This is a genomic window from Burkholderia sp. JP2-270, assembly GCF_003233675.1.
Classification (GTDB): Bacteria; Pseudomonadota; Gammaproteobacteria; order Burkholderiales; family Burkholderiaceae; genus Burkholderia; species Burkholderia pyrrocinia_C.
The window spans coordinates 1,330,752-1,351,798 of record NZ_CP029825.1 but is presented as its reverse complement, the minus strand read 5'-3'; the positions used below and the strand labels follow the sequence as shown (position 1 = coordinate 1,351,798).

Here is a 21,047-nt window from a genome sequence, read left to right as displayed (position 1 = left end):
TTTAGTGGAAACATCGTTTCGGGCGAAACGCACGAGCCTGTCGGGCGCACGCTTTGAAACGCGCAACCTATAAGACTGACACGCAACGAAGCCGCAAGCGGCAACGAGTTGAAACAAAGCGTGACGAAGCACAATCCGCCGCGAAACCATGCCTTTCTTCGCTGCCGATTCCTGCGCTGGCGCGTAGAATGAAGGGCCTGACGACTCATTAGCCGCCATCGGACCGCACGCGTTGCATCAGCGAACGGCTCCGCCGCGAAGAGGCGTCGGCGCCGGGCGCATGCGATGCGCCGGACGTGTCGATGGCTCGCGCGGAAGATGCGCCGCTCGCAACAGCAGCATGCGGCGGCCGGATCGACCGATGGCTTCGAACGTATGATGCTTTCCAGCCTGACGCGGCAATTTGCGAAGCCGCGTTGCCGTACCCGCGCAGTTGCCGCGTATGTGTGGCTCGCTGCCGCGCTGCCGGTTTCCGTTCTTGTCTGGCGGCCTGCCTTTGCGGCATCCGGCGCGCCGTCGTCCGCTGCTACGTCATCCTCATCAGTTGCGTCGCCGGCGTCGGCGGCTTCCCAAGCACATCCGGCTTCGTCCGCGCATGCGTCGTCGGGTGCGTCGGCCGCGCAGCCCGCGCCTGCGGCATCGCATGCGCATCATGCGGAGCCTGCCAGCGAGGTGTCAGGCGCATCGGCGGCTTCCGCCGCGTCCACTGCCGAACCAGTGTCGGCCGCGTCCGCCGTACCGGCCAGCGAGGCCGAGCCGCCCGTGCCGACCGCGCCGCGCCGGCATCCGCCGCTGTCGGCCGACGAGGCGAAAAACGCGACGGCACGCGCGATCGACATGCGCAAGCGCTTCACGCAGGAAGTCACTCGGCGCCTGAACGTACCGTCAAGCGAGCAGCGCGCGTACGGCGAGCGGCTCCAGAAGGCGCTCGCCGATGCGGACCTCGGCGACCTGGCCGGCGAATACGTCGCGATGGTCGACCGCGCGCCGAACGTGCAGGCGCTGTTCATCTACTTCCGGGCGACGCCGGCCAATGCGTGGCTGATGATCGGCGCATCGCCGGTCGGCACCGGGCTGCCGGGCAAGTACGATCATTTCGTGACGCCGCTCGGCGTGTTCCATCACTCGCCCGACAACATGGATTTCCGCGCGGAAGGCACGACGAACGACAACGGCATTCGCGGCTACGGCCGCCGCGACATGCGCATCTACGACTTCGGATGGGAGGACGGCGAGCGCGGCTGGGGCAAGGGCGGCGTGTCGCCGATGCGCTTCCAGATGCATGCGACCGACCCCGACCGCCTCGAACCGCTGCTCGGCATCCGGCACTCGAAAGGATGCGTGCGGATTCCCGCGTCGCTGAACCTGTTCTTCGACCGGCACGGCCTGCTCGACGACGACTACCAGGCGCGCGTCGAGGCCGGCAGGTCGCTGTGGGTGCTGCGCCGCGACCGCGACATCACGCCGATCGCGGGCCGCTACCTGGTCGTGATCGACAGCGCACGCAAGACGCGCCCGGCGTGGTCGCCGTTGCCGGGGCGCAACGCGTGGTCGAAGCTGCCGCAGGGCGGCGATACCGCCGATTGACAGATGCTCCGGCAGGCACTGGAGGCATGACGATGAGAATAAATCCGTTTTATTGATACATAAGAAAAGCAAACTTTTATTATCCGATCCGGGTTCGTATAGTCGAGGCCAGTTTCGCGGAACCCTGCCGCGCCTGGACCACCACCGATCACACGGCCCGCATGAAAACTCTCTACAAGCTCGCTCCGCTCGCGATGCTCGGCGCCTTCGCGACCCATGCCGGTGCGCAAAGCAGCATCACGCTGTACGGTCTGATCTCGGCCGGCGTCGGGTTCGCGACGAACCAGGGCGGCAAGAACGCCTGGCAGGCGCTGTCCGGCACGAACCAGAACCCGCGCTGGGGGCTGAAGGGCAAGGAGGATCTCGGGCAGGGACTGTCCGCGGTTTTCCAGCTCGAGAACGGCTTCAACGTGATGACGGGTACGGCCGCGCAAAACGGCCGCGAGTTCGGGCGCATGGCCTACGTCGGTCTTGCCGACCGCACGTACGGCTCGCTGACGTTCGGCCGCCAGTACGACGCGATTCACGACTACATCGGGCCCGTGATCATCGCGAGCAACGGCGTGAACATCGGCGACAACGACAACGGCTACAACGACATCCGCGTGCAGAACTCGGTGAAGTACGTGAGCCCCGTCTACTACGGCCTGAAATTCACCGCGCTGTACGGCTTCAGCAACGCGACGGGCTTCGCGAACAACAGCGCATACAGCTTCGGGCTCGGCTACGAGCGCGGCCCGCTGCGCTGGAGCGCGGTCTATGCGCAGTACAACCATCCGTACAGCAGCACGAACCAGGACGGCGCGATCGCGAACGACTATGCGTCGCCGCTGCTGATCTTCAGCAAGAGCGCGATGACGCCGGCGGCATACGCGAGCCGGCAGCGGATCGCGGGCACGGGCGGTTTCTACACGATCGGCCGCGCTCAGTTCGCGGCGATGTTTACCGACGTGCGCTACGATTACCTCGACAATTCGCACCTGCACCTGCAGAACCTCGGCGTGAACGTCGTCTACACGATGACGCCGCAGCTCTTTCTCGGCGCCGCGTATGCGTTCACGAACGGCAAGTACGACGTGATCGACAAGCGCCCGAAGTGGCACCAGGTGAACCTGCAGGCCGACTACTTCCTGTCGAAACGCACCGACGTCGCGCTGACGGTGATCGTGCAGCAGGCGGCCGGCGACGCGGACCATGCGCAGATCTTCGCGTACTCGCGCTCGACCGGCACGCGCCAGATGATGGCGACGCTCGGCGTCCGGCACGTTTTCTGAGCCCGACCATGACCCATCCGATCGCATCGCGCCGCACCTTCCTGAAACTGTCCGCCGCACTGGCCGGCACCGCGCTGCTGCCCGAAACGGGTGCGTTCGCCGCCGGCGGCGACGCCGCGCGCCGCACGGTGATCATCGATACCGACCCGGGGCAGGACGACGCCATCGCGATCCTGTTCGCGCTCGGCGCGCAGGACCGGCTCGACGTGCGCGCGCTGACCGCCGTCGCGGGCAACGTGCCGCTCGACCTGACCGAACGCAATGCGCGGATCATCCGCGACTGGGCCGGCCGTACGAAGACGCTGCCTGTCTATGCAGGCTGCCCGCGCCCGCTCGTGCGCGAACTCGTGACGGCCGCGAACGTGCACGGCAAGACGGGGCTCGAAGGCGTCGAACTGCACGAGCCGCACGCGCCGCTCGCGACCGGCCACGCGGTGTCGTACCTCGTCGATACGCTGAGCCGCGCGGCGCCGAACAGCGTGACGCTTTGCGCGCTCGGCCCGCTGACGAACATCGCGACCGCGCTGGTCGAAGCGCCGCAGATTCGCGGCGCGCTGCGCGAAATCGTGCTGATGGGCGGCGCGTTCTTCGAGCGCGGCAACATCACGCCGGCCGCCGAGTTCAATATCTACGTCGATCCGCAGGCGGCAGAAGTGGTGTTCGGCAGCGGCGTGCCGATCGTCATACTGCCGCGCGACGTCGCGGTGAAGGCGCCGATCACGCCGGCGCGCGTCGCACCGTTCCGCGCGCTCGGCAACCGCTGCGGCGCGATCGTCGCGGACATCATGACGGCCGAGCTCGCGTACAACAAGAAGCGGCGCGGTGTCGACGACGGGCCGATGTACGACCCGACCGCGGTCGGCTATCTCGTCGATCCGACGATGTTCAACGGACGCAAGGTGAATGTCGTGATCGAGACGACCGGGCAGTGGACGCTCGGCGAGACGATCGTCGACTGGAACGGGCGCAGCGGCCGCGCGGCGAACGCGACGTGGATCGACGAGGTCGACGCGGACCGCTTCTACGCGGCGCTCGTCGAGCGCATCGCGAAGCTGCCCTGAGCACGTGACGTCGCGCGGCGAACGGAATCAGATGTGCTTCGCAATCCACTCGCGGCACGCGCGCACGTGCGGGCCGCGATCGTCGGCGGCGAGCGAGATCAGCGAGATCGCGCGCGTGACGCGTGGTTTGTCGACGCGCAGCGCGACGAGTTCGGGGTCGTGCAGATGCATCGTGTAGAGGCTCGGCAGCACGGCGGTCGCGAGGCCGTTGCGCGCGAGCGCGTAGAGAGGCTCGGTGTACTCCATCCGGTACGTGACGTTCAGGCGCAGCTTCTCGGCGCCGCCGGTGCGATGCAGCGATTCGCTGACGCTGCCGCGCACGAACACGGCCAGCTCGCGATCGACGAGCTTCGCCCATGTGACGCTCTTCGCGCGGGCAAGCGGATCGTCGTGCCGCACGACGATCACGATCTCGTCCTCGAACAGTTGCCGGTAGCGCAGCGTGCCGTCGTCGCTGTCCGGTTCGCGCACGCCGATGCCGAGATCGGCGACGCCGTCGCGCACGGCTTCGACGAGTGCGCTGTTCGGCAGGTCGGTGAGCGTGAAGCGCAGCGTCGGATGCGTGCGGCGCAGTGTGTTGAGCGCGGGCAGCAGGCGGCCCGCGACCGACGGGATGAACGCGATCCGCACGGTCTGGATGCGTTCGCCGATGAGCCGCGTCATGTCGTCGAAGGTGCCGCGCGCCTGGTTGAGCAGGCGTTCGGCGAGCGGCAGCACGGCTTCGCCTGCGGACGTCAGCGTGAGCCGGTGCGCGGAACGCGCGAACAGGCGCCCGCCGAGCAGGAACTCGATCTGGCGGATCGACGCGGTCAGCGCGGGCTGCGTGAGCGACAGCGCCTGTGCGGCCTGCGTGAAGCTGCGTGCATGGGCGAGCACGACGAAGTGCTGGACCTGCCGCAGCGTGAGCGCGGGCAGCAGCGACGAGCGGTCGGACGACATCGGGCAATAACGGTCGGGATGCGGTACGCGGCAGTATAAGACCGCGCTGCGCGAATCGGCACAGGACAATATTCGGAATCACAGGAGAACCACCATGTCAGCGACTGACACGATGCCGGCGCGAGCGCCGGCCAACTGGCTCGAACGCCGCTTCGCGCTCGCCGCGCGCGGCACGAGCGTGCGCACCGAGACGATCGCGGGCGTCACGTCGTTTCTCGCGGCCGCGTACCTGCTCGTCGTGATCCCGTCGCTGCTCGCGACAGGCGGCATGGAGCGCGGTGCGGCGACGACCGCGACGATCGTCGTGTTCGTGCTGTTCACCACGCTGATGGGGCTCTACGCGAACCTGCCGTTCCTCGTCGGCCCCGGCATCGGCGGCTCCGTGATCGTCGGCGTGACGCTGGCGACGACGGAACACGTCGGCTGGCAGACGGGCCTCGGCATCGCGTGCGTGTCGGGCGTGCTGTTCTTCCTGCTGACGATCCTCGGGGCACGCGGCGTCGTGGTGCGGCTGATTCCGGTGCAGATCAAGCTCGGGCTCGGCGCGTCGATCGGGCTGTTCGTCACGATGCTCGGGTTGCGCAATGCGGGGATGGTCGTCGCGAACGCGAAGACCAACGCGTTCGCGCTCGGCGACTTCTCGCGGCCGGGCGCGCTTGTCGCGCTGATCGGCCTGGCGGTTGCGGTCGTGCTGCAGGCGCGCAAGGTGCCCGGCGCGATCCTGATCGCGATCCTCGCCGCGGCCGCGGCCGGCGTGCCGCTCGGTGTCACGCACCTGCCCGCGTCGTTCGTGTCGCTGCCGCACAGCATCGCGCCGATCGCGTTCAAGCTCGATATCGGCAGCGCGTTGAGCCTCGCGGCCGCGCCGTATCTGTTCGCGTTCTTCGCGGCGGAATTCTTCTCGACGCTCGGCACCGCGCTCGCTGTCGGCGCGAAGGCGAACCTGCTCGACGAACACGGCAACCTGCCGGATATCAACCGGCCGTTCCTCGTCGATTCGCTCGCCGCGACGATCGGCCCCGTGTTCGGCATCCCCGCGCTGACCGCGCTGATCGAATCGGCGGCGGGCGTCGAGGCCGGCGGCCGCAGCGGGCTGTCGTCGCTGGCCGCGGCCGTGCTGTTCGCCGCGATGCTGCTGTTCGTGCCGGTCGCGCTCGCGATCCCGAAGGAGGCGACCGCGCCGGCGCTGATCCTGATCGGGCTGTCGATGTTCGCGACGATCCGCCATACGCATTTCGACGACTTTACCGATGCGCTGCCCGTGATGTCGATGGTGCTGCTCACGCTGATGTCGAACAGCTTCGGCACCGGCATCGCGGGCGGGCTGCTGTGCTACGTGCTCGTGAAACTGCTGGCCGGCCGCTGGCGCGATGTGTCGTGGGGGCTCGTCGTGCTCGCGATTCCGCTCGGTTATTACTTCTGGACCGTCGTGAAGCCGCACTGAGAGACGGCTTTCGCGACGAAACCGCAATACCCAAAGAGAAAGACATGAAGGAAACACCAGGCAACGTCCCGGCCGCGCGCACGGGCATCGAGATCACGCCGGCCCATCGGGCCTTCTTCCACGCGCTGCCGAAGGTCGAGCTGCATTGCCACCTGCTCGGCGCGGTGCGGCACGACACGTTTGTCGCGCTCGCGGAGCGCAGTGGCGCGCCGATCGAGCGCGCGGAGATCGATGCGTTCTATGCGCGCGGCGACAAGCCGGTCGGCGTGCTGCACGTGCTGCGCGCGCTCGACAAGTATCTGCTCACGCAGCCTGACGATTTGCGAAGGATTGCGTACGAGTATCTGGAGGATGCGGCCGCACACAACGTGCGGCACGCGGAATTCTTCTGGAATCCGACCGGCACGGTGCGCGTATCGGGCATCGCGTATGCAGACGCGCAGGCCGCGATCGTGACGGCGATCCGCGATGCCGCGCGCGACTTCGGGATCGGCGCACGCCTGATCCCGAGCATCGACCGCGAGCAGGATCCCGACGAGGCAGTGGCGATCGTCGAATGGATGAAGGCGAATCGCGCGGACGAAGTGGCGGGGCTCGGGATCGACTATCGCGAGAACGACCGGCCGCCGGAACTGTTCTGGAAGGCGTACCGCAACGCGCGCGCGGCCGGTTTCCGCACGACCGCGCATGCGGGCGAGTTCGGGATGCCGTGGCGCAACGTCGAGACGGCGGTCGACCTGCTGCAGGTCGATCGCGTCGATCACGGCTATACGATCGTCGACAACCCCGAGCTGTGCGCGCGCTATGTGGAACGCGGGATCGTCTTCACCGTCGTGCCGACGAATTCGTACTATCTGCGCACGCTGCCGCCGGAGCAATGGGCGGAACGGCATCCGATGCGCAAGATGCCGGGCCTCGGGCTGAAGATCCATCCGAACACCGATGATCCGACGCTGCACAAGGTCAATCCAGGCGAGGCGTGGGAGCTGATGTTCAGCCATTTCGGCTTCACCGTTGCCGAACTGAAGCAGTTCATGCTGAACGGGATCGACGGCGCGTGGGTGGACGACGCGACGAAGGCCGCGTGGCGTGCGGCGTGGGCGCCGGAGTTCGATGCGCTGGCCGCCACGCTCGCGGCGGGCTGAGCGCAGGTATATGTTCCGCCGACGGTACGCTCAGCGAAAGAATTTCAGCCAGTCGAACAGGCCGGGATGCGGACGTCGCCTCGACGCCGGCGCTGGCGCACTGCGCGGCCGGAAGTCGGGCGAGAATTGCGCACGCGGATCGATCGCACGCGCGCGCAGCGCCGCATCGTAGAAACTGCCGACGATCGGCAGCGCGCTGTGCGCGCCCGTGCCCCAGTAGTCGCTGCGAAGCGTCACGCTGCCGTCATCGAAGCCGACCCATGCGCCGGCCACCAGTTGCGGATGCATCAGGATGAACCAGCCGTCCGTGTTGTCCTGCGTCGTGCCTGTCTTGCCGGCGACGTCCACGCGAATCCCGTAGCGCGAGCGGATGTCGGCGCCGGTGCCGCGATCGACGACATCGCGCATCACGTCGACGAGCGTCTGCGCGGCAGGCACCGGCAACGCGCGTTCGGGAGGCGCGCTGCCGAATGCGGCGAGCACCTTGCCGTCGCGATCCTCGATGCGCGTGATCGTCTGCGGCGCGACGTACACGCCGCGGTTCGCGATCGTGCCGTACGCGGACACCATCTCCTTCAGCGTGACGGGGCTCGTGCCGAGCGCGAGCGACGGCACCGCGTCGAGCGGACTGTCGCGCACGCCCATCGCGCGCGCGAGCTGCGCGACCTTCGCGGCGCCTTCCTGCCGCATCACCTGCGCGGTGATGCGATTGCGCGACAGCGCGAGCGCGTCGCGCAGCGTCATCGGCTCGCCCGTCGGCGGTTCCTCGTCGGTCGGGCGCCAGACCGCGCGGCCGTCGATCGGGATCGCGACCGGCCGGTCGATGAACGTATCGCCCGGCCGCATGCCGTCCGCGAATGCGGCGCCATAGACGAACGGCTTGAACGTCGAGCCCGGCTGGCGCCGCGCCTGCGCGACGTGATCGAACGGCTCGCTGCCGAAATCGGGGCTGCCGACCCATGCCCTGATCGCACCGTTGCGCGGATCGATCGCGACGAAGCCGGCCTGTACCTGCGTCTTGCGCTCGCACAGCGCGCGCATGAACGCGCGATTCGCGCCGAGCTGCTTCAGCGCCGCCGCATCGGCGAGCCCCGCGTCGCGGGCGCTGCGATAGTCGGGTGTCTGGCGGATGAAGCCGCGGAACAGGTCGTTGCGCAGCCCGCAGCCGGACGGGCCGCGCCATGCGCTGTCGGCGATTGCCTGCAGCCGCTCGGTCTGCTGCGTCAGCGCCTGCGTCGCCATGTCCTGCAGCCGCGCATCGAGCGTCGTGCGCACGACGAGGCCGTCCGAGTAGAGGTCGTAGTTGTTGCGGTCGGCCCACGCGATCAGCCACTTGCGAAGCTGCACCGCGAAGTGCGGCGCGAGGCCTGGCTGCGCCGTCTGCGGCTCGAAGTCGACGCGCAGCGGCTGGCGCTGCAATTTCGCGAGCTGCCGCGGCGACAGCATGCCCGTCGTCGCCATCCGGTCGAGCACGATGTTGCGCCGCTGTACCGCGCGTTCCGGATTCAGCACCGGGTTGTAGTAGCTGTTGCCCTTCAGCATCCCGACGAGCGTCGCGCTTTCGGCGATGTCGAGCTGGTTCGCCGATTTGCCGAAGTAGGTGCGCGCGGCCATTTCGACGCCGAACGCGTTGTACAGGAACGGCACGGTATTCAGGTAGGTTTCGAGAATCTCGTCCTTGCTGTACACCGTCTCGATCTTGAACGCGGTGATCAGCTCCTTCACCTTGCGCGTGAGCGTCAGCGAACGGCCGACTTCGTCCGGGTACAGGTTGCGCGCGAGCTGCTGGGTGATCGTCGAGCCGCCCTGGCGCGCGCCCGAGAACGTATGCAGCCCGGCCGCGATCGTGCGGCGCCAGTCGATGCCGTGATGCGAGTAGAAGCGGTGATCCTCGGTCGCGATCAGCGCGTCGACCATGTGTGGCGAGATTTGCTTGAGCGGCACCCATTCGCGGTTGACGGGCCGGAACTCTGCGATCAGCTCGCCGTCGGCCGACAGCACGCGCGCGGGGCGATCGATGCGTGCCTTGCGGATGTCGCCGATGCTCGGCGTGAACGGGACGAACGCAAGCAGGACCAGCAGGCCCAGCGCCGGTATCGCGGCGAGCGTCAGCGCCACGCCGCGCCGCGTCGGATGACGCAGGCGATGCAGCACGCCGGCGCACAGCGCGCGGGTGCGCGCACGGCAGGCGGCGGCGAGCGGTGTGACGCGGGCGCGGCAACGGAGCCACGCGTCTCGAAGAAACGGCACGAAGCGATTCACGGCGGCAGGGGCGTGGACGGAAGAGGCGCGATCCTAGCAAACGGCGCACGCGTGCCGGCAGCCGAAACGGCCCTTTGCTTGCAGGATTTACAGACGATTACGTTTGTTGCCTGCGGACAACCTTTTGCGGCGCGACCGGCCGCTAATCTTCCGACGAAACCACGTCCGCGAGCCGCTGCGCGGCCGCCTCCATCTGCGCTCGACCGAACCCGCCGAAGCCGAGCACGAGCCCCGGGCGGGCCGTGCCCGGCGCGAACATCGGCGACACCGCGCGCACCGCGACGCCGGCCTGCGCGGCGCGCGCGACCACGTCGAGATCGTCGATCCCTTCGGCGAGCCACAGCACGACGTGCATCCCCTGGTCGCCCGGCTGCACCCATGCGCGTTCGCGCGGCAGCCGCGCGCCGAGCGTGTCGATCAGCAGCGCGCGCTGCTCCGCGTACACGCCGCGAACGCGGCGGATGTGGCGATCGAGATGGCCTTCCGCGATGAACGCGGCCAGCACGTGCTGGTCGGCGGTCGGCGCATGGCGATCCATCAGCACGCGCGCGCCGCAGAACGCGGGCACGAGATCGTCGGGCGCGATCACGTAGCCGAGCCGCAGTGACGGAAACAGGATCTTGCTGAACGTGCCGAGATAGATCACGCGGTCGGGGTCGAGCCCCTGCAGCGACGGAAACGGATAGCCTTCGTAGCGCAACTCGCTGTCGTAGTCGTCCTCGACCACCCATGCCTGATGCGTGCGCGCCCACGCAAGCAGCGCGTTGCGCCGCGCCATGCTCAGCGGCATGCCGAGCGGGTACTGGTGCGACGGCGTGACGAATGCGGCGCGCGCATGCGGCGCCAGGCGGATGCCCGCGTCGACGTCGATGCCGTCGGCATCGACCGGCACGCGGACCATCGCGTCGCGTCGCCCGGTGCTTTCGAGCAGCGCGGTGATGCCGCGATAGGCCGGATTCTCGACCCAGGCCTGGTCGTTCGCGCCGAGCAGCACCTGGCTCGCGAGATGCAGCCCCTGCTGCGTGCCGCTCGTGATCACGACCTGGTCGGCCGTGCAGCGCACCGAGCGCGACCGGCGCACGTAGTCGGCGACCGCTTCGCGCAGCGGCAGCGCGCCTTGCGGATCGGCATAACCGGACGGCGCGCCGGCGCCGCGCGTGCGCAGGCGATTGCCGAGCCGGCGCCAGATGTCGTCGGGCGCGGTGAGGCCGACCGGTACCGAGATCGCGAACGGCAGCGCCGGCAGCGGACGGAATTCGCGGGCGATCCGCGCGAAGGTCGCAGCCGGCTCCGGCAGCCCGGCGTGGGCCCGGCGCCTGCGTTGGGCGGGCGGGTCGGGTTCGTCGACGGGCGGCGGCTCGGCGAGCGCGTTCGCGACGCGCGTGCCCGCGCCGCCGCGCGATTCGAGGAAGCCTTCGGCGACCAGCTGCGCATACGCATCGACGACGGTGCCGCGCGCGACCTGCAGCGCGGCCGCCAGCAGCCGCGTGGACGGCAGCGTATCGCCCGGACGGACGTCGCCGCGGCGCACGGCGTCGCGCAGCGCCTGCGCGAGCTGGCGGCTCAGGTCGCCGGCCGCGCGGTCGAGCGCGCCGAGCGACGGGATTTCGACGTTCCGGGCCGTTCTTGCCATGATTCTGGTCTGCTGAAAATGTTTCAAACCGGCTCTACAGCATAAACCAGTTTGGAGTAACAATCTGCGCAAGACGGGCCAGTGCCCGAGCCATTTCAACCGCCGTACGACCGTGGAGCCGACATGTACGTCCCGCCGATTTCAACGAGCCCAACCCCGATGCGCTGCGTGAGCTGATCGTGCAGCATCCGTTCGGCAGCCTGATCACGCAGGGGAAGAGCGGACTCGACGCGAACCACATCCCGTTCGAGCTGCTGCCGGGCGACGGCGGGCTCGGCGAGCTGCATGCGCACGTCGCGCGCGCGAATCCGGTCTGGCAGGATGTCGCGAACGGCGACGAGGTGCTCGTGATCTTCCGCGCCGGCGACGCGTACATCTCGCCGAGCTGGTACCCGAGCAAGCAGGTCGCGCACCGGCAGGTGCCGACCTGGAACTACGTGGTCGTGCATGCGCACGGCCGCATCACGGTGCGCGACGACGAGAAGTTCGTGCGCGGCGTGGTCGCCCGGCTGACGCGCACGCACGAAGCGTCGCAGCCGGTGCCGTGGAAGATGGGCGACGCGCCGGCCGATTATCTCGACACGATGCTGCAGGCGATCGTCGGGCTGCAGATCGAGATCACGCGGTTCGTCGGCAAGCGCAAGCTCGGGCAGAACAAGGCCGAAGCCGATATCCGCGGCGCCGGCGACGCGCTGATCGCGGACGGGAAGCTCGCGATCGGGGAAGCGATGCTGATGGAAATCGAGCGCAAGGTTAAATAGCTCTGCGGCCGTAAAGTGAACCAGGATCGCCAACAAGGTCACGGTGGCGCACGAGACGGCCCATGTGCGCCAAGGCCATTGTTTGTATGCCAAGGAATTGAGTGCGGCAAAGACAATCGACGGCGATAGGAGAATCAGAAAGCATTGTTGAGAATAAGTCGTATGAACGGAAATCCATGCAACGAGCCCCTCACAAAAAACCATCCGGTGATGTCGGCAGCCGTTTCATTTGGCCTCTATGGGGCGAATGGTTAGGCGCTAGCAGGCTGTTGAAATTGGATACGGTGTAAACGAGCCCTGAGGGCGGTGCGTTAGAGATATCGTGTTCATGACCTTGGGCAGACGAGAGCGATGCGCGGAATGGACGAGATGCAAGAACCGCTGTTCACGACGGTAAAGCTGGAAGATTTTGTTCCGGCCGATCACCCATCGAGGCCGCTTCGACTGCTGGTCAATCAAGCGCTGAAGCGACTCAATGGGCTGTTCAGCACGATCTATGCAGACAGCGGTCGAGCATCGATTGCGCCCGAGAAACTGCTGCGTGCGCTGCTGTTGCAAGTGTTTTACTCGGTGCGTAGCGAGCGCATGCTGATGGAACAAATGCGCTACAACTTGCTGTTCCGTTGGTTCGTCGGGCTGGCGATTGAAGACGCCGTTTGGGATCACTCGGTGTTCTCGAAGAACCGCGATCGTTTGCTCGAGCACGAAGTGGTCGAAGCGTTCTTTACCGAAGTCATGAGCTTGGCCGACAAGCAAGGGCTGCTGTCTAGAGAACACTTCTCGGTCGATGGCACGCTGATCCAGGCGTGGGCCAGCCACAAGAGCTTCCGACCCAAGGACGGTTCGGACGATCCACCGGCCGGCGGTGGCCGCAATGCCGACACCGACTGGAAAGGCAAGCGGCGCAGCAACGACACGCACGAATCGAGTACCGATCCGGATGCGCGTCTGTTCCGAAAGGGGCGGCAAAGCGGAGCCATCCTTTGTTATCAGGGGCACATCCTGATGGAGAACCGCTCGGGCTTGGTGGTCGGCGCAGTGGTCAGCCACGCTGACGGTTTCGGCGAACGTGTAAGTGCATTGCGCCTGCTCGACTGTGTGCCGGGTCGTCACGCCAAGACGCTCGGCGCCGACAAGGGTTACGACATGCGCGACTTTGTCCGGGATTGCCGGGCTCGCAAAGTGACGCCACACGTCGCGCGCAACGACACGCATCAAGGCGGCAGCGCGATCGACGGCCGCACTTCGCGACACGCCGGCTATGGCATCAGCCAAGTCATTCGCAAGCGCATCGAAGAGCACTTCGGCTGGGGCAAGACCGTCGGCAGGATTCGACAGACTGCGTATCGCGGCATCAAACGGGTCGACCAGCACTTCAAACTGACGATGCTGGCGAGCAACCTGACTCGAATGGCTCGAATACTGGCAGCGGTGCCACAAGGAGCGGCGCGATGAGCCGCCCAAGCGCTGCCGTTGCGCGGCAACGCGCCGGCCGACCCGCTCACCAGCGGGGCATCCGGCACGATCCGTCTGAAACTCAGCAGCCAATCGCATACGAAACCCTTTTAAACCGCGTTCCGGTCGTCAAAACGAGGCGCTTTTCAACAGCCTGCTAGGGCCTAGCATGGGCATCACATAGGTCGCAAGGTGAAACAGAACCGCCAACAAGGTCACGGTGACGAACGAGACGGTCCATTTGCGCTGAGACCATCGTTTGTAAGAAAAGGCATTGAGTGCGGCAAAGACAATCGATGGCCATAAGAGAATAAATAGCATCGTCGCGACTAGCCCGGCGTGAGATCCACAGGGTTCTCCACAACCGGCTGAAGGGGACGATGGTTTGGGCCAATTGATTCGATTGAAAATATAGAACGATGCCCCCGTGACGAGTAGACCCCATACGAAACCTAGAGCAACGAAAGCTATGCGCTTCATTTCACTTCCAAAAATAAAATTTCCTTGGATTCCCCTAGATCAGATATCCTATTTTCGATTCGACCGCGAAACCATGACATTGGATCTGGCATTGTTTGTCTGCCAAGGCGAAACCGCCAAAATGAGGCAAAAGACGGAGTAAGCGTATCTTTGTTCCACAAATCAATATGGCCGCCGCTCAATGCGCCGGCGGAGTCGCCTTCCTGCCGCCAATAGCCGAAAAAGTAGATGATGCCGGTTCGACCTTTTACCTTGTCTTGCCATTCCTGACCGGTGATGTTTTCAGGCTTACCCATACCTAGAAACGGACGAAGCTTCAACCATTCGGCCAGTTCGTAAGCGCGGGTCGCGGTCGCCTTTCCATTCAGAATCAAACGGCCGAGCGTCTTCTTGCCAGGCATCGGTTTTAACACATTTTGCGAAAACGACTTCATGTCGCTACCAATGCTGTGAAACGTGACGCTCATGCGAATGGCGCATTGGTTCTCATACTCGCCAGTGGGGTCGTTGTATGGGTCTTTAGTCGGGTACGCGTTCCAAAACTCCTGAAAGGATAGCGCTTTGAGTTGTACGGGCTTCTTTGATTTCGGTGTGTCGATCGTGCGGACCTTCGTGGCGGGATTAGGCATGCCTTACCCCTCCGTGTTGTTTGGCAATGGCCTCGTCTCCCCAATAGACGGTGAACTCTCCTGAGGCATCACCGGTATGGATGCGTGGTAGCTCGCCGCTCGCATCGAGCACGCCTGAATGTACGTCCGTCCGCAGTCTCGATGTAGTACGGATAGCCTTCTGGCCTGACAATGGCACCGCTGGCCACCGTCGCAGCGACTTGCTGGTGAAATGCGCCTTTCCCTGATCGATGCGACGCCTCCCGTTGTCGTGCGACTCGAAACAACTTCTCCGAGGCCCTTTAGCCCGTCACTGCACCACGCCTCACCGGCAAGTAATGCAACGATGCGAGGTGGAGTCGAGCAGCCACACAGGACGACATCGTCGTCTAGCGCGACTTCTCCCCGGAACTTGAGTCGATATGGGCCGCCTGCTTTCGCGATGGTGCCGATGCTTTGGCATGCGGGGCAGAATGCACTACCCCCAATCAGGGCTGCTTGATGGCCGTGCACGAGGAATCGCGGGCCGTCGTATGGGCTAATTGTCCCGCCGCTTGAAAGACTATCGCCAACAACGGCAATTCTTCTATTCATTGTTCGGCCCTCTCGGAAAGCAGTAATCGTAGCTGCGCGGCGCTATAACGTGTCTTGATATTGATAGGATGGCTTGAGATGGAGCGTTGCAGCCATCAACTGTTGCGGACAAAACATCATGCTGCGATCGCCGAATCGGTTTCCGCCGGCCGCTGGTACCCTCTATTGCGTTCGTTTCTCCCCTGTCGCCGCCTGCGCGAGCGCACCGCGAATCGCCGCCTCGGTCTTGTCGTACCCGCCTTCGCCATAACGCGTATAGACGACCTTTCCACTCGCATCGATCAGGTACAGCGCGGGCCAATACTGATTCCCGTACGCGCGCCACGTGTCGTAGCGGTTGTCCTGCGCGACCGGATACCGGATGCCGAAGCGCTTGATCGCATCGGCGACGTTGCCCGCGTCTCGCTCGAACGGATATTCGGGCGTATGCACGCCGACCACCACGAGCCCCTGATCGCGATATTTCCGGTACCAGTCGTTCACGTACGGAATCGTATGAATGCAGTTGATGCACGAGTACGTCCAGAAGTCGACCAGCACGACCTTGCCGCGCAACTGGTCGAGCTTGAGCGGCGCGCTGTTGTGCCAGCGGTCGATGCCGGTGAAATCGGGTGCCGGCGTGCCGGCCAGCGAGGTCGTCGTGCCCGCGTCGGCGCGGGTGCCGGCGAAGGCGGCGAGCCCGGCCGCGGCGGCGAGGGCGATGACGAGGGCGGCGGTCTTGAGGCGGGGCAGCATGGCGTTCTCCTGATCGGGAGGCCGCCGCTCGGAGCGGCAGCCGGACGGGTTTCGACAGGCCCCATTAGGCTGCGCCGACGTATCTGCGATGTGTCCGGCAAGCCGCGCGTGTGCAATGTTGTGTGTCGTCACGGCCGCGCGATACATTGGGATACAAACGCGTGCCCGCCGTGCGGTATAAAAGCGGACAACGCCTGCCGAACTACCCGACACCGACACCGACAACGACACCGACTCATGGACAAGATCGACCACGTGCTGATCGTCGACGACGATCGCGCGATCCGCGAACTGATCGCGGGCTACCTGGAGAAGAACGGCATGCGCGTGTCGCTGGCCGCGAACGGCCGCGAGATGCGCAACGCGCTGGACGACGGCGCGCCCGACCTGATCGTGCTCGACCTGATGCTGCCGGGCGAGGACGGCCTCACGCTGTGCCGCGATCTGCGCGCCGGCAAGTTCCGCACGGTGCCGGTGCTGATGCTGACCGCGCGCGGCGAGGAAACCGACCGCATCATCGGTCTCGAGATGGGGGCCGACGACTACCTGGCCAAGCCGTTCGCGGTGCGCGAGCTGCTCGCGCGGATCCGCTCGGTGCTGCGCCGCGCGCGCATGCTGCCGCCCGGCATGCAGGTGACGGAAACGGCCGAGCTGCTTGCGTTCGGCGAATGGCGGCTCGACACGACGGGGCGCCACCTGCTCGACGCCGAAGGCACGCTGGTCGCGCTCAGCGGCGCCGAATACCGGCTGCTGCGCGTGTTCCTCGATCATCCGCAGCGCGTGCTGACGCGCGACCAGCTGCTCAACCTCACGCAGGGGCGGCAGTCCGACCCGTTCGACCGGTCGATCGACCTGCTCGTGAGCCGGCTGCGCCAGCGGCTGCGAGACGGTGCGCGCGAACCGCGCTACATCAAGACGCTGCGCAACGAGGGTTATGTGTTCTCGTCGGCCGTGACCGCCGTCGACGGTACGTCATGAGCGCGCGCACGCTGTGGCACTGGCCGCGCTCGCTGTTCGCGCGGCTCGCGCTGATCCTGTGCGTGGGCCTCGCGCTCGCGCAGACGCTGTCGTTCTGGCTGACGGTGACCGAGCGCGACCAGGCGACCACCAACCTGATGATGGGCTACATCGAGCGCGAGGTCGCGAGCTCGGTCGCGCTGCTCGACCACCTGCCGCCCGCCGAGCGCGCCGTGTGGCTGCCGCGCCTCGCGCGGCGCAGCTATACGTTCATCCTCGGCCCCGGCGAAACGGGCACCCCGCCGGAAGCGCGGCTGTCGGCGCGCGTCGAGCGGTCGATTTCCGACGGCATCGGCGGCGACTACCCGCTGACCGCGAACGCGATCCCCGGCGACCGCGAACATCTGCAAGTGCACCTGCGGCTGACCGACGGGTCGCCGCTGACGATCGACATTCATCCGATGTCGACGGTGCCGCTGTCGGGCTGGCTGCCGGTCGTGCTCGTGCTGCAGCTCGCGGTGCTGGCCGCGTGCTGCTGGCTCGCGGTGCGGCTCGCGACGCGCCCGCTCAAGCAGCTCGCGCAGGCCGCCGACGCGCTCGGCCCCGACCTGAAGGGCGAACGCCTGAACGAAGACGGGCCGTCCGAGGTCGCGCGCGCCGCGCGCGCGTTCAACGCGATGCAGGACCGCATCGCGCAGTACATGGCCGAACGCATGCAGATCCTCGCGTCGATCTCGCACGACCTGCAGACGCCGATCACGCGGATGCGGTTGCGCGTCGACGTGATGGACGACGACGTGCAGGGCACGAAGCTGCGCCAGGACCTGATCGAGATGGAGCATCTGGTGAAGGAGGGCGTCGCGTATGCGCGGACGCTGCACGGTACCGAGGAGGCCGCGCGCCGCATCGATCTCGACGCGCTGCTCGACAGCATCGTGTACGACTACACGGATGCGGGGCAGGACGTCGCGCTGCACAGCCGCGCGCCGCTCGCGCTCGTCACGCGGCCGAAGGCGCTGCGCCGCATCGTCGGCAACCTCGTCGACAACGCGCTGAAGTTCGCGGGCGCGGCCGAGATCGACGTGCACGTCGCGCCGGACGGCGGCGCGGTCATCGCCGTGCTCGACCGCGGGCCCGGCATTCCGGACGATCAGCTCGACGCGGTGTTCGAGCCGTTCCGGCGCGTGGAGACGTCGCGCAACCGCGAGACGGGCGGCACGGGGCTCGGTCTTGCGATCGCGCGGCAACTGGCGCTCGCGATGGGCGGCACGCTCACGCTGAACAACCGGCCGGACGGCGGCGGGCTGGAGGCGAGGCTGACGCTGAGGAATGCGGGGTAATGCGATGCGGTGCGCTAGCGCCGCGGTTTCGGGTTCGTGTCGACGGTGAAGCTGAAGCGCGACGTCACACGCGCTGCAGATGCGTGTCGACCAGTGGTGCGAGCGCATGCGCATGCACGGCTGCGAGATCGTGCCGGCCGCCCGGCACGACCTGCAACTGCGCATCGGGCAACCGCTCGAGCAGGCGCCGGCCGGCCGCGACGGGGCTGATCGGATCGTCGTCGCCCCACAGCAGCAGCGTCGGCTGCGCGATGCGGCCGATGTCCCGCGACAGGTCGGCGCGGAACGTCAGGAACCAGTCGGGCAGTTGCGGGTTCGCTTCGGCGAAGCCGGCACGCCAGTCCTGCGCGCCGAGCCCTTCCATGTCGAGGCCGCCGGACGTGACCGTCAGCACCAGGTGCGTGACGAGTTCGGGTTTGTCGAGCGCCGCACGCATCGCGATCACGCCGCCCATCGATTGCGCGATCACGGCGGTCGGCCGGTCGATGGTTTCAAGCACATGACGCACGAGGCTGTCGAAATCGTCGACGGACGGATCGCGCGGCGTATCGCCGAAGCCCGGATAACCGACGATCCGCCGCTCGGCCGGATACGTCAGCAGACCAGCCAGCGGTTGCCAGAAAGCGGTGCTGCCCGATGCGCCGGGCAGGAAGAGCAGTTGCGACGGAACGGGCATGGCGAGTCGGTTTTCCGATGAACGAAGCGGGGTGACGGGGAGGCGCGGGCGCGTCAGCACCGGCCCGTGAGCAGCGCGACGGTCCAGTCGTCGCGCCCACGCACTGCCGCGGTGGCGGCGGCCGTGTGCCAGTCGTATTCGACCGCATGGAATTCGACGTTCCAGCCGGCCGCCGTGCGCGACACCATCGCATAGCGCGCATGCGGCGAGCCGGTTTCGATGCGGTGCGGATGCGGCCTCTCGTCCGCGTACGCCTGCAGCCCGACGCTGCCCGGGTTGACGATCAGCCGGCCGTCGGCGAGTTTCGCGGTGCGCGGCACGTGCGTGTGGCCGCACAGGATCAGCGACGCCGGCGCGTCGCCCGCGCGCTGCGCGATCTCGTCGGGCGTTGCCGCGCGGCAGCCGTCGGGCGTGACCGTTTCGAGGAAATAGACGAGGTCGCTGTCCGGCGTGCCGTGCACCATCAATACGTCGTCGTCGAGCGTTGCGCGTTCGGGCAGCGCGGCGATCCAGTCGAGATGGTCGGCGCGCAGCGTGTCGCGCGCCCAGCGATCCGACAGCCCCATCGACTCGCGATCGCCGCTGAGCAGCTGCCGTTCGTGATTGCCCTTGACGGTCGGCAGGTCGAGTGCGATCAGGCGGTCGGCCGTTTCGGCCGGATGGAGCGCGCCCGACACGATGTCGCCGAGATTGACGATCACGTCGGCGCCGCGGCGGCGGACGTCGTCGAGCACAGCGTCGAGCGCGGCGAGATTGCCGTGGATGTCGGAGAGCGCGGCGATTTTCATGGCGGACCGTCGAGGCAGGGAACCGCGATTGTCGCCAATTCGGCGCGGGCCGTCCAATCGCGCTTGCGGGTGATGCCGCGCGCGGCGCGTCAGTCGGAAGCTAGGCGCGCGTACATCGCGAAATCGCCCGGCGTGCCGCGCACCATCCGGTACGCGCGCAGCAGCCCTTCGTAGCGGTAGCCGCACTTCTGCAACACGCGCGCGGAGCCGGCGTTGCTGGTCAGCACGACGCCCTGGACGCGCATGAAGCCGCCGTCCGCGAATGCCCACGCGGTGACGGCTTCGCACAGCGCGCTCGCGATTCCGCGCCCCCAGTGCGACGGCGCGAGGTCGTACGCGATTTCCGCCGAGCGGTTCGCGGTGGATACCGTATGCAGCCCGATCGTCCCGGCGAGCGCGCCCGATGCGGTGTCGACGATCGCAAGACGCCGGATCGAATCGGGGGCGGCCGATTCGATGTTGTCGAACAGCGGCAGCAGATCGTCGCGCGAGCGCAGGTTCCAGCTCGTGTGGCGGATCACGTCGGGGTTCGACAGGTACGCGTACCACGCATCGAGATCCGCGCGTTCGAGCTGCCTGAGCGACAGGCCCGGAAAGCCTGAGCGGGGCGGCGCGTCGACTCTCATCGGAACCCGCCCCTACGCGGCATGACGCCGGTACAGCGCCAGCGAACCGGCAAGCGCGAGCAGCATCGCGCCGCACGTGCGTTCGAGCCACAGCGCGCCCGAGCGCTTCAGCAGCCGCACCGCGCGTGCGCCGAGCAGCGCATAGCCGAACATCACCGCGCCGTCGAGCAGTGCGAACGTGACCGCGAGCGCGACGTATTGCGGCGCGAGCGGCGCGGACGGATCGAGGAACTGCGGCAGGAACGCGGAGAAGAACAGATAGCCCTTCGGGTTCGTCACTGCGGTCAGGAAGCTCTTCGCGAAGATCGACGCGTTGCGCCCGGGCGCCGCGCCGCCATGCGCGGCGGCGACGTCGAGCGAACCCTTCGACGTCAGCAGCCGGATGCCGACATACGCGAGGTACGCGGCGCCGAGCCACTTCACCACCGAGAACCAGAACGCCGACGCCATCAGCAGCGCACCGAGGCCGAGCGCTACCGCGACGATCAGCACGAAGTCGGACAGCATCGCGCCAGCGAAGCCGTAGGCCGCGCGGCGCACGCCGTAGCGCGAGCCGTTGGTCAGCGCGAGCAGCACGGTCGGGCCGGGTGTCGCGATGCCGACGAACGCGACGGCGGCGAAGATCAGCAGGGTCGTTTCATTCATGAAGGAACTCCCGATGGAAGGCGCGCGTTCGATTATC

Annotated in this window: 19 protein-coding genes; 9 read left to right on the top strand and 10 right to left on the bottom strand. The window is 66.8% G+C overall.

All coding sequences use genetic code 11. The features are described from left to right. Positions 1 to 285 precede the first annotated feature (285 nt). From DM992_RS23960 to DM992_RS23950, 3 genes are all read left to right on the top strand, one after another. Positions 286 to 1,587 carry a hypothetical protein gene (locus tag DM992_RS23960; protein WP_111018926.1) on the top strand — a complete coding sequence of 434 codons (1,302 nt, stop codon included), beginning with the start codon at positions 286 to 288 and terminating at the stop codon, positions 1,585 to 1,587. Positions 1,588 to 1,748: 161 nt separating this feature from the next. Next, a complete protein-coding gene (locus DM992_RS23955; protein ID WP_111018925.1) occupies positions 1,749 to 2,861 on the top strand; it encodes a porin in 1,113 nt (370 codons plus the stop codon). An 8-nt stretch (positions 2,862 to 2,869) separates the two neighbouring features. Beyond that, positions 2,870 to 3,922, top strand: a complete 1,053-nt coding sequence (locus DM992_RS23950; RefSeq protein ID WP_111018924.1) for a nucleoside hydrolase — start codon at positions 2,870 to 2,872, stop codon at positions 3,920 to 3,922. A 27-nt stretch (positions 3,923 to 3,949) separates the two neighbouring features. On the opposite strand, the gene DM992_RS23945 is transcribed toward DM992_RS23950, so the two are convergent. Then, a complete protein-coding gene (locus DM992_RS23945; protein ID WP_111018923.1) occupies positions 3,950 to 4,861 on the bottom strand; it encodes a LysR family transcriptional regulator in 912 nt (303 codons plus the stop codon). A gap of 94 nt (positions 4,862 to 4,955) precedes the next feature. On the opposite strand from DM992_RS23945, the gene DM992_RS23940 reads away from it, so the two are divergent. Together DM992_RS23940 and add are read left to right on the top strand one after the other, a co-directional pair. Then, the gene (locus DM992_RS23940; protein WP_034180898.1) at positions 4,956 to 6,305 is read left to right on the top strand and encodes an NCS2 family permease; all 1,350 of its coding nucleotides are present in this window, start codon (positions 4,956 to 4,958) and stop codon (positions 6,303 to 6,305) included. A gap of 44 nt (positions 6,306 to 6,349) precedes the next feature. Then, positions 6,350 to 7,450, top strand: a complete 1,101-nt coding sequence (add, locus tag DM992_RS23935; RefSeq protein WP_111018922.1) for an adenosine deaminase — start codon at positions 6,350 to 6,352, stop codon at positions 7,448 to 7,450. Positions 7,451 to 7,480: 30 nt separating this feature from the next. Here the strand turns inward: add and DM992_RS23930 are convergent, their stop codons facing one another. Continuing rightward, positions 7,481 to 9,712 (bottom strand): transglycosylase domain-containing protein, encoded by a 2,232-nt coding sequence (locus tag DM992_RS23930; protein ID WP_111018921.1) that lies wholly within the window; start codon positions 9,710 to 9,712, stop codon positions 7,481 to 7,483. A gap of 142 nt (positions 9,713 to 9,854) precedes the next feature. Continuing rightward, on the bottom strand, positions 9,855 to 11,345 hold the full coding sequence (locus DM992_RS23925; RefSeq protein ID WP_111018920.1) for a PLP-dependent aminotransferase family protein: 1,491 nt from the start codon (positions 11,343 to 11,345) through the stop codon (positions 9,855 to 9,857). Positions 11,346 to 11,437: 92 nt separating this feature from the next. Here DM992_RS23925 and DM992_RS23920 point away from each other — a divergent pair, with 92 nt between their 5' ends. Together DM992_RS23920 and DM992_RS23915 are read left to right on the top strand one after the other, a co-directional pair. Beyond that, the gene (locus tag DM992_RS23920) at positions 11,438 to 12,106 is read left to right on the top strand and encodes an FMN-binding negative transcriptional regulator (protein WP_111018919.1); all 669 of its coding nucleotides are present in this window, start codon (positions 11,438 to 11,440) and stop codon (positions 12,104 to 12,106) included. Positions 12,107 to 12,466: 360 nt separating this feature from the next. Further along, on the top strand, positions 12,467 to 13,561 hold the full coding sequence (locus DM992_RS23915) for an IS5 family transposase (protein WP_111018918.1): 1,095 nt from the start codon (positions 12,467 to 12,469) through the stop codon (positions 13,559 to 13,561). Between the two features lie 476 nt (positions 13,562 to 14,037). Here DM992_RS23915 and DM992_RS23905 read toward each other — a convergent pair whose 3' ends face one another. From DM992_RS23905 to DM992_RS23895, 3 genes are all read right to left on the bottom strand, one after another. Continuing rightward, complete coding sequence (locus DM992_RS23905) at positions 14,038 to 14,670, bottom strand: type VI secretion system amidase effector protein Tae4 (protein ID WP_111018916.1); 633 nt, start codon at positions 14,668 to 14,670, stop codon at positions 14,038 to 14,040. A 3-nt stretch (positions 14,671 to 14,673) separates the two neighbouring features. Next, the gene (locus DM992_RS23900; RefSeq protein WP_239511434.1) at positions 14,674 to 15,243 is read right to left on the bottom strand and encodes a PAAR domain-containing protein; all 570 of its coding nucleotides are present in this window, start codon (positions 15,241 to 15,243) and stop codon (positions 14,674 to 14,676) included. A 162-nt stretch (positions 15,244 to 15,405) separates the two neighbouring features. Then, positions 15,406 to 15,978 (bottom strand): thioredoxin family protein, encoded by a 573-nt coding sequence (locus DM992_RS23895; RefSeq protein ID WP_111018915.1) that lies wholly within the window; start codon positions 15,976 to 15,978, stop codon positions 15,406 to 15,408. A gap of 237 nt (positions 15,979 to 16,215) precedes the next feature. Here DM992_RS23895 and DM992_RS23890 point away from each other — a divergent pair, with 237 nt between their 5' ends. Both DM992_RS23890 and DM992_RS23885 read left to right on the top strand, forming a co-directional pair. After that, complete coding sequence (locus DM992_RS23890; protein ID WP_111018914.1) at positions 16,216 to 16,956, top strand: response regulator; 741 nt, start codon at positions 16,216 to 16,218, stop codon at positions 16,954 to 16,956. After that, positions 16,953 to 18,275, top strand: a complete 1,323-nt coding sequence (locus tag DM992_RS23885; RefSeq protein ID WP_111018913.1) for an ATP-binding protein — start codon at positions 16,953 to 16,955, stop codon at positions 18,273 to 18,275. The genes DM992_RS23890 and DM992_RS23885 overlap by 4 nt, the downstream gene beginning before the upstream one ends. 64 nt (positions 18,276 to 18,339) lie before the next feature. Here the strand turns inward: DM992_RS23885 and DM992_RS23880 are convergent, their stop codons facing one another. The 4 genes from DM992_RS23880 to DM992_RS23865 form a co-directional block, all read right to left on the bottom strand. Continuing rightward, a complete protein-coding gene (locus DM992_RS23880) occupies positions 18,340 to 18,951 on the bottom strand; it encodes an alpha/beta fold hydrolase (RefSeq protein WP_111018912.1) in 612 nt (203 codons plus the stop codon). A 53-nt stretch (positions 18,952 to 19,004) separates the two neighbouring features. Next, a complete protein-coding gene (locus DM992_RS23875) occupies positions 19,005 to 19,739 on the bottom strand; it encodes a metallophosphoesterase family protein (protein WP_111018911.1) in 735 nt (244 codons plus the stop codon). 89 nt (positions 19,740 to 19,828) lie between these two features. Then, positions 19,829 to 20,365: a GNAT family protein gene (locus DM992_RS23870; RefSeq protein ID WP_111018910.1), complete on the bottom strand. Its 537-nt coding sequence runs from the start codon at positions 20,363 to 20,365 to the stop codon at positions 19,829 to 19,831. Between the two features lie 12 nt (positions 20,366 to 20,377). After that, positions 20,378 to 21,010, bottom strand: coding sequence for a LysE family translocator (locus DM992_RS23865; RefSeq protein WP_072443725.1), 633 nt, complete (start codon positions 21,008 to 21,010; stop codon positions 20,378 to 20,380). Positions 21,011 to 21,047 lie beyond the last annotated feature (37 nt).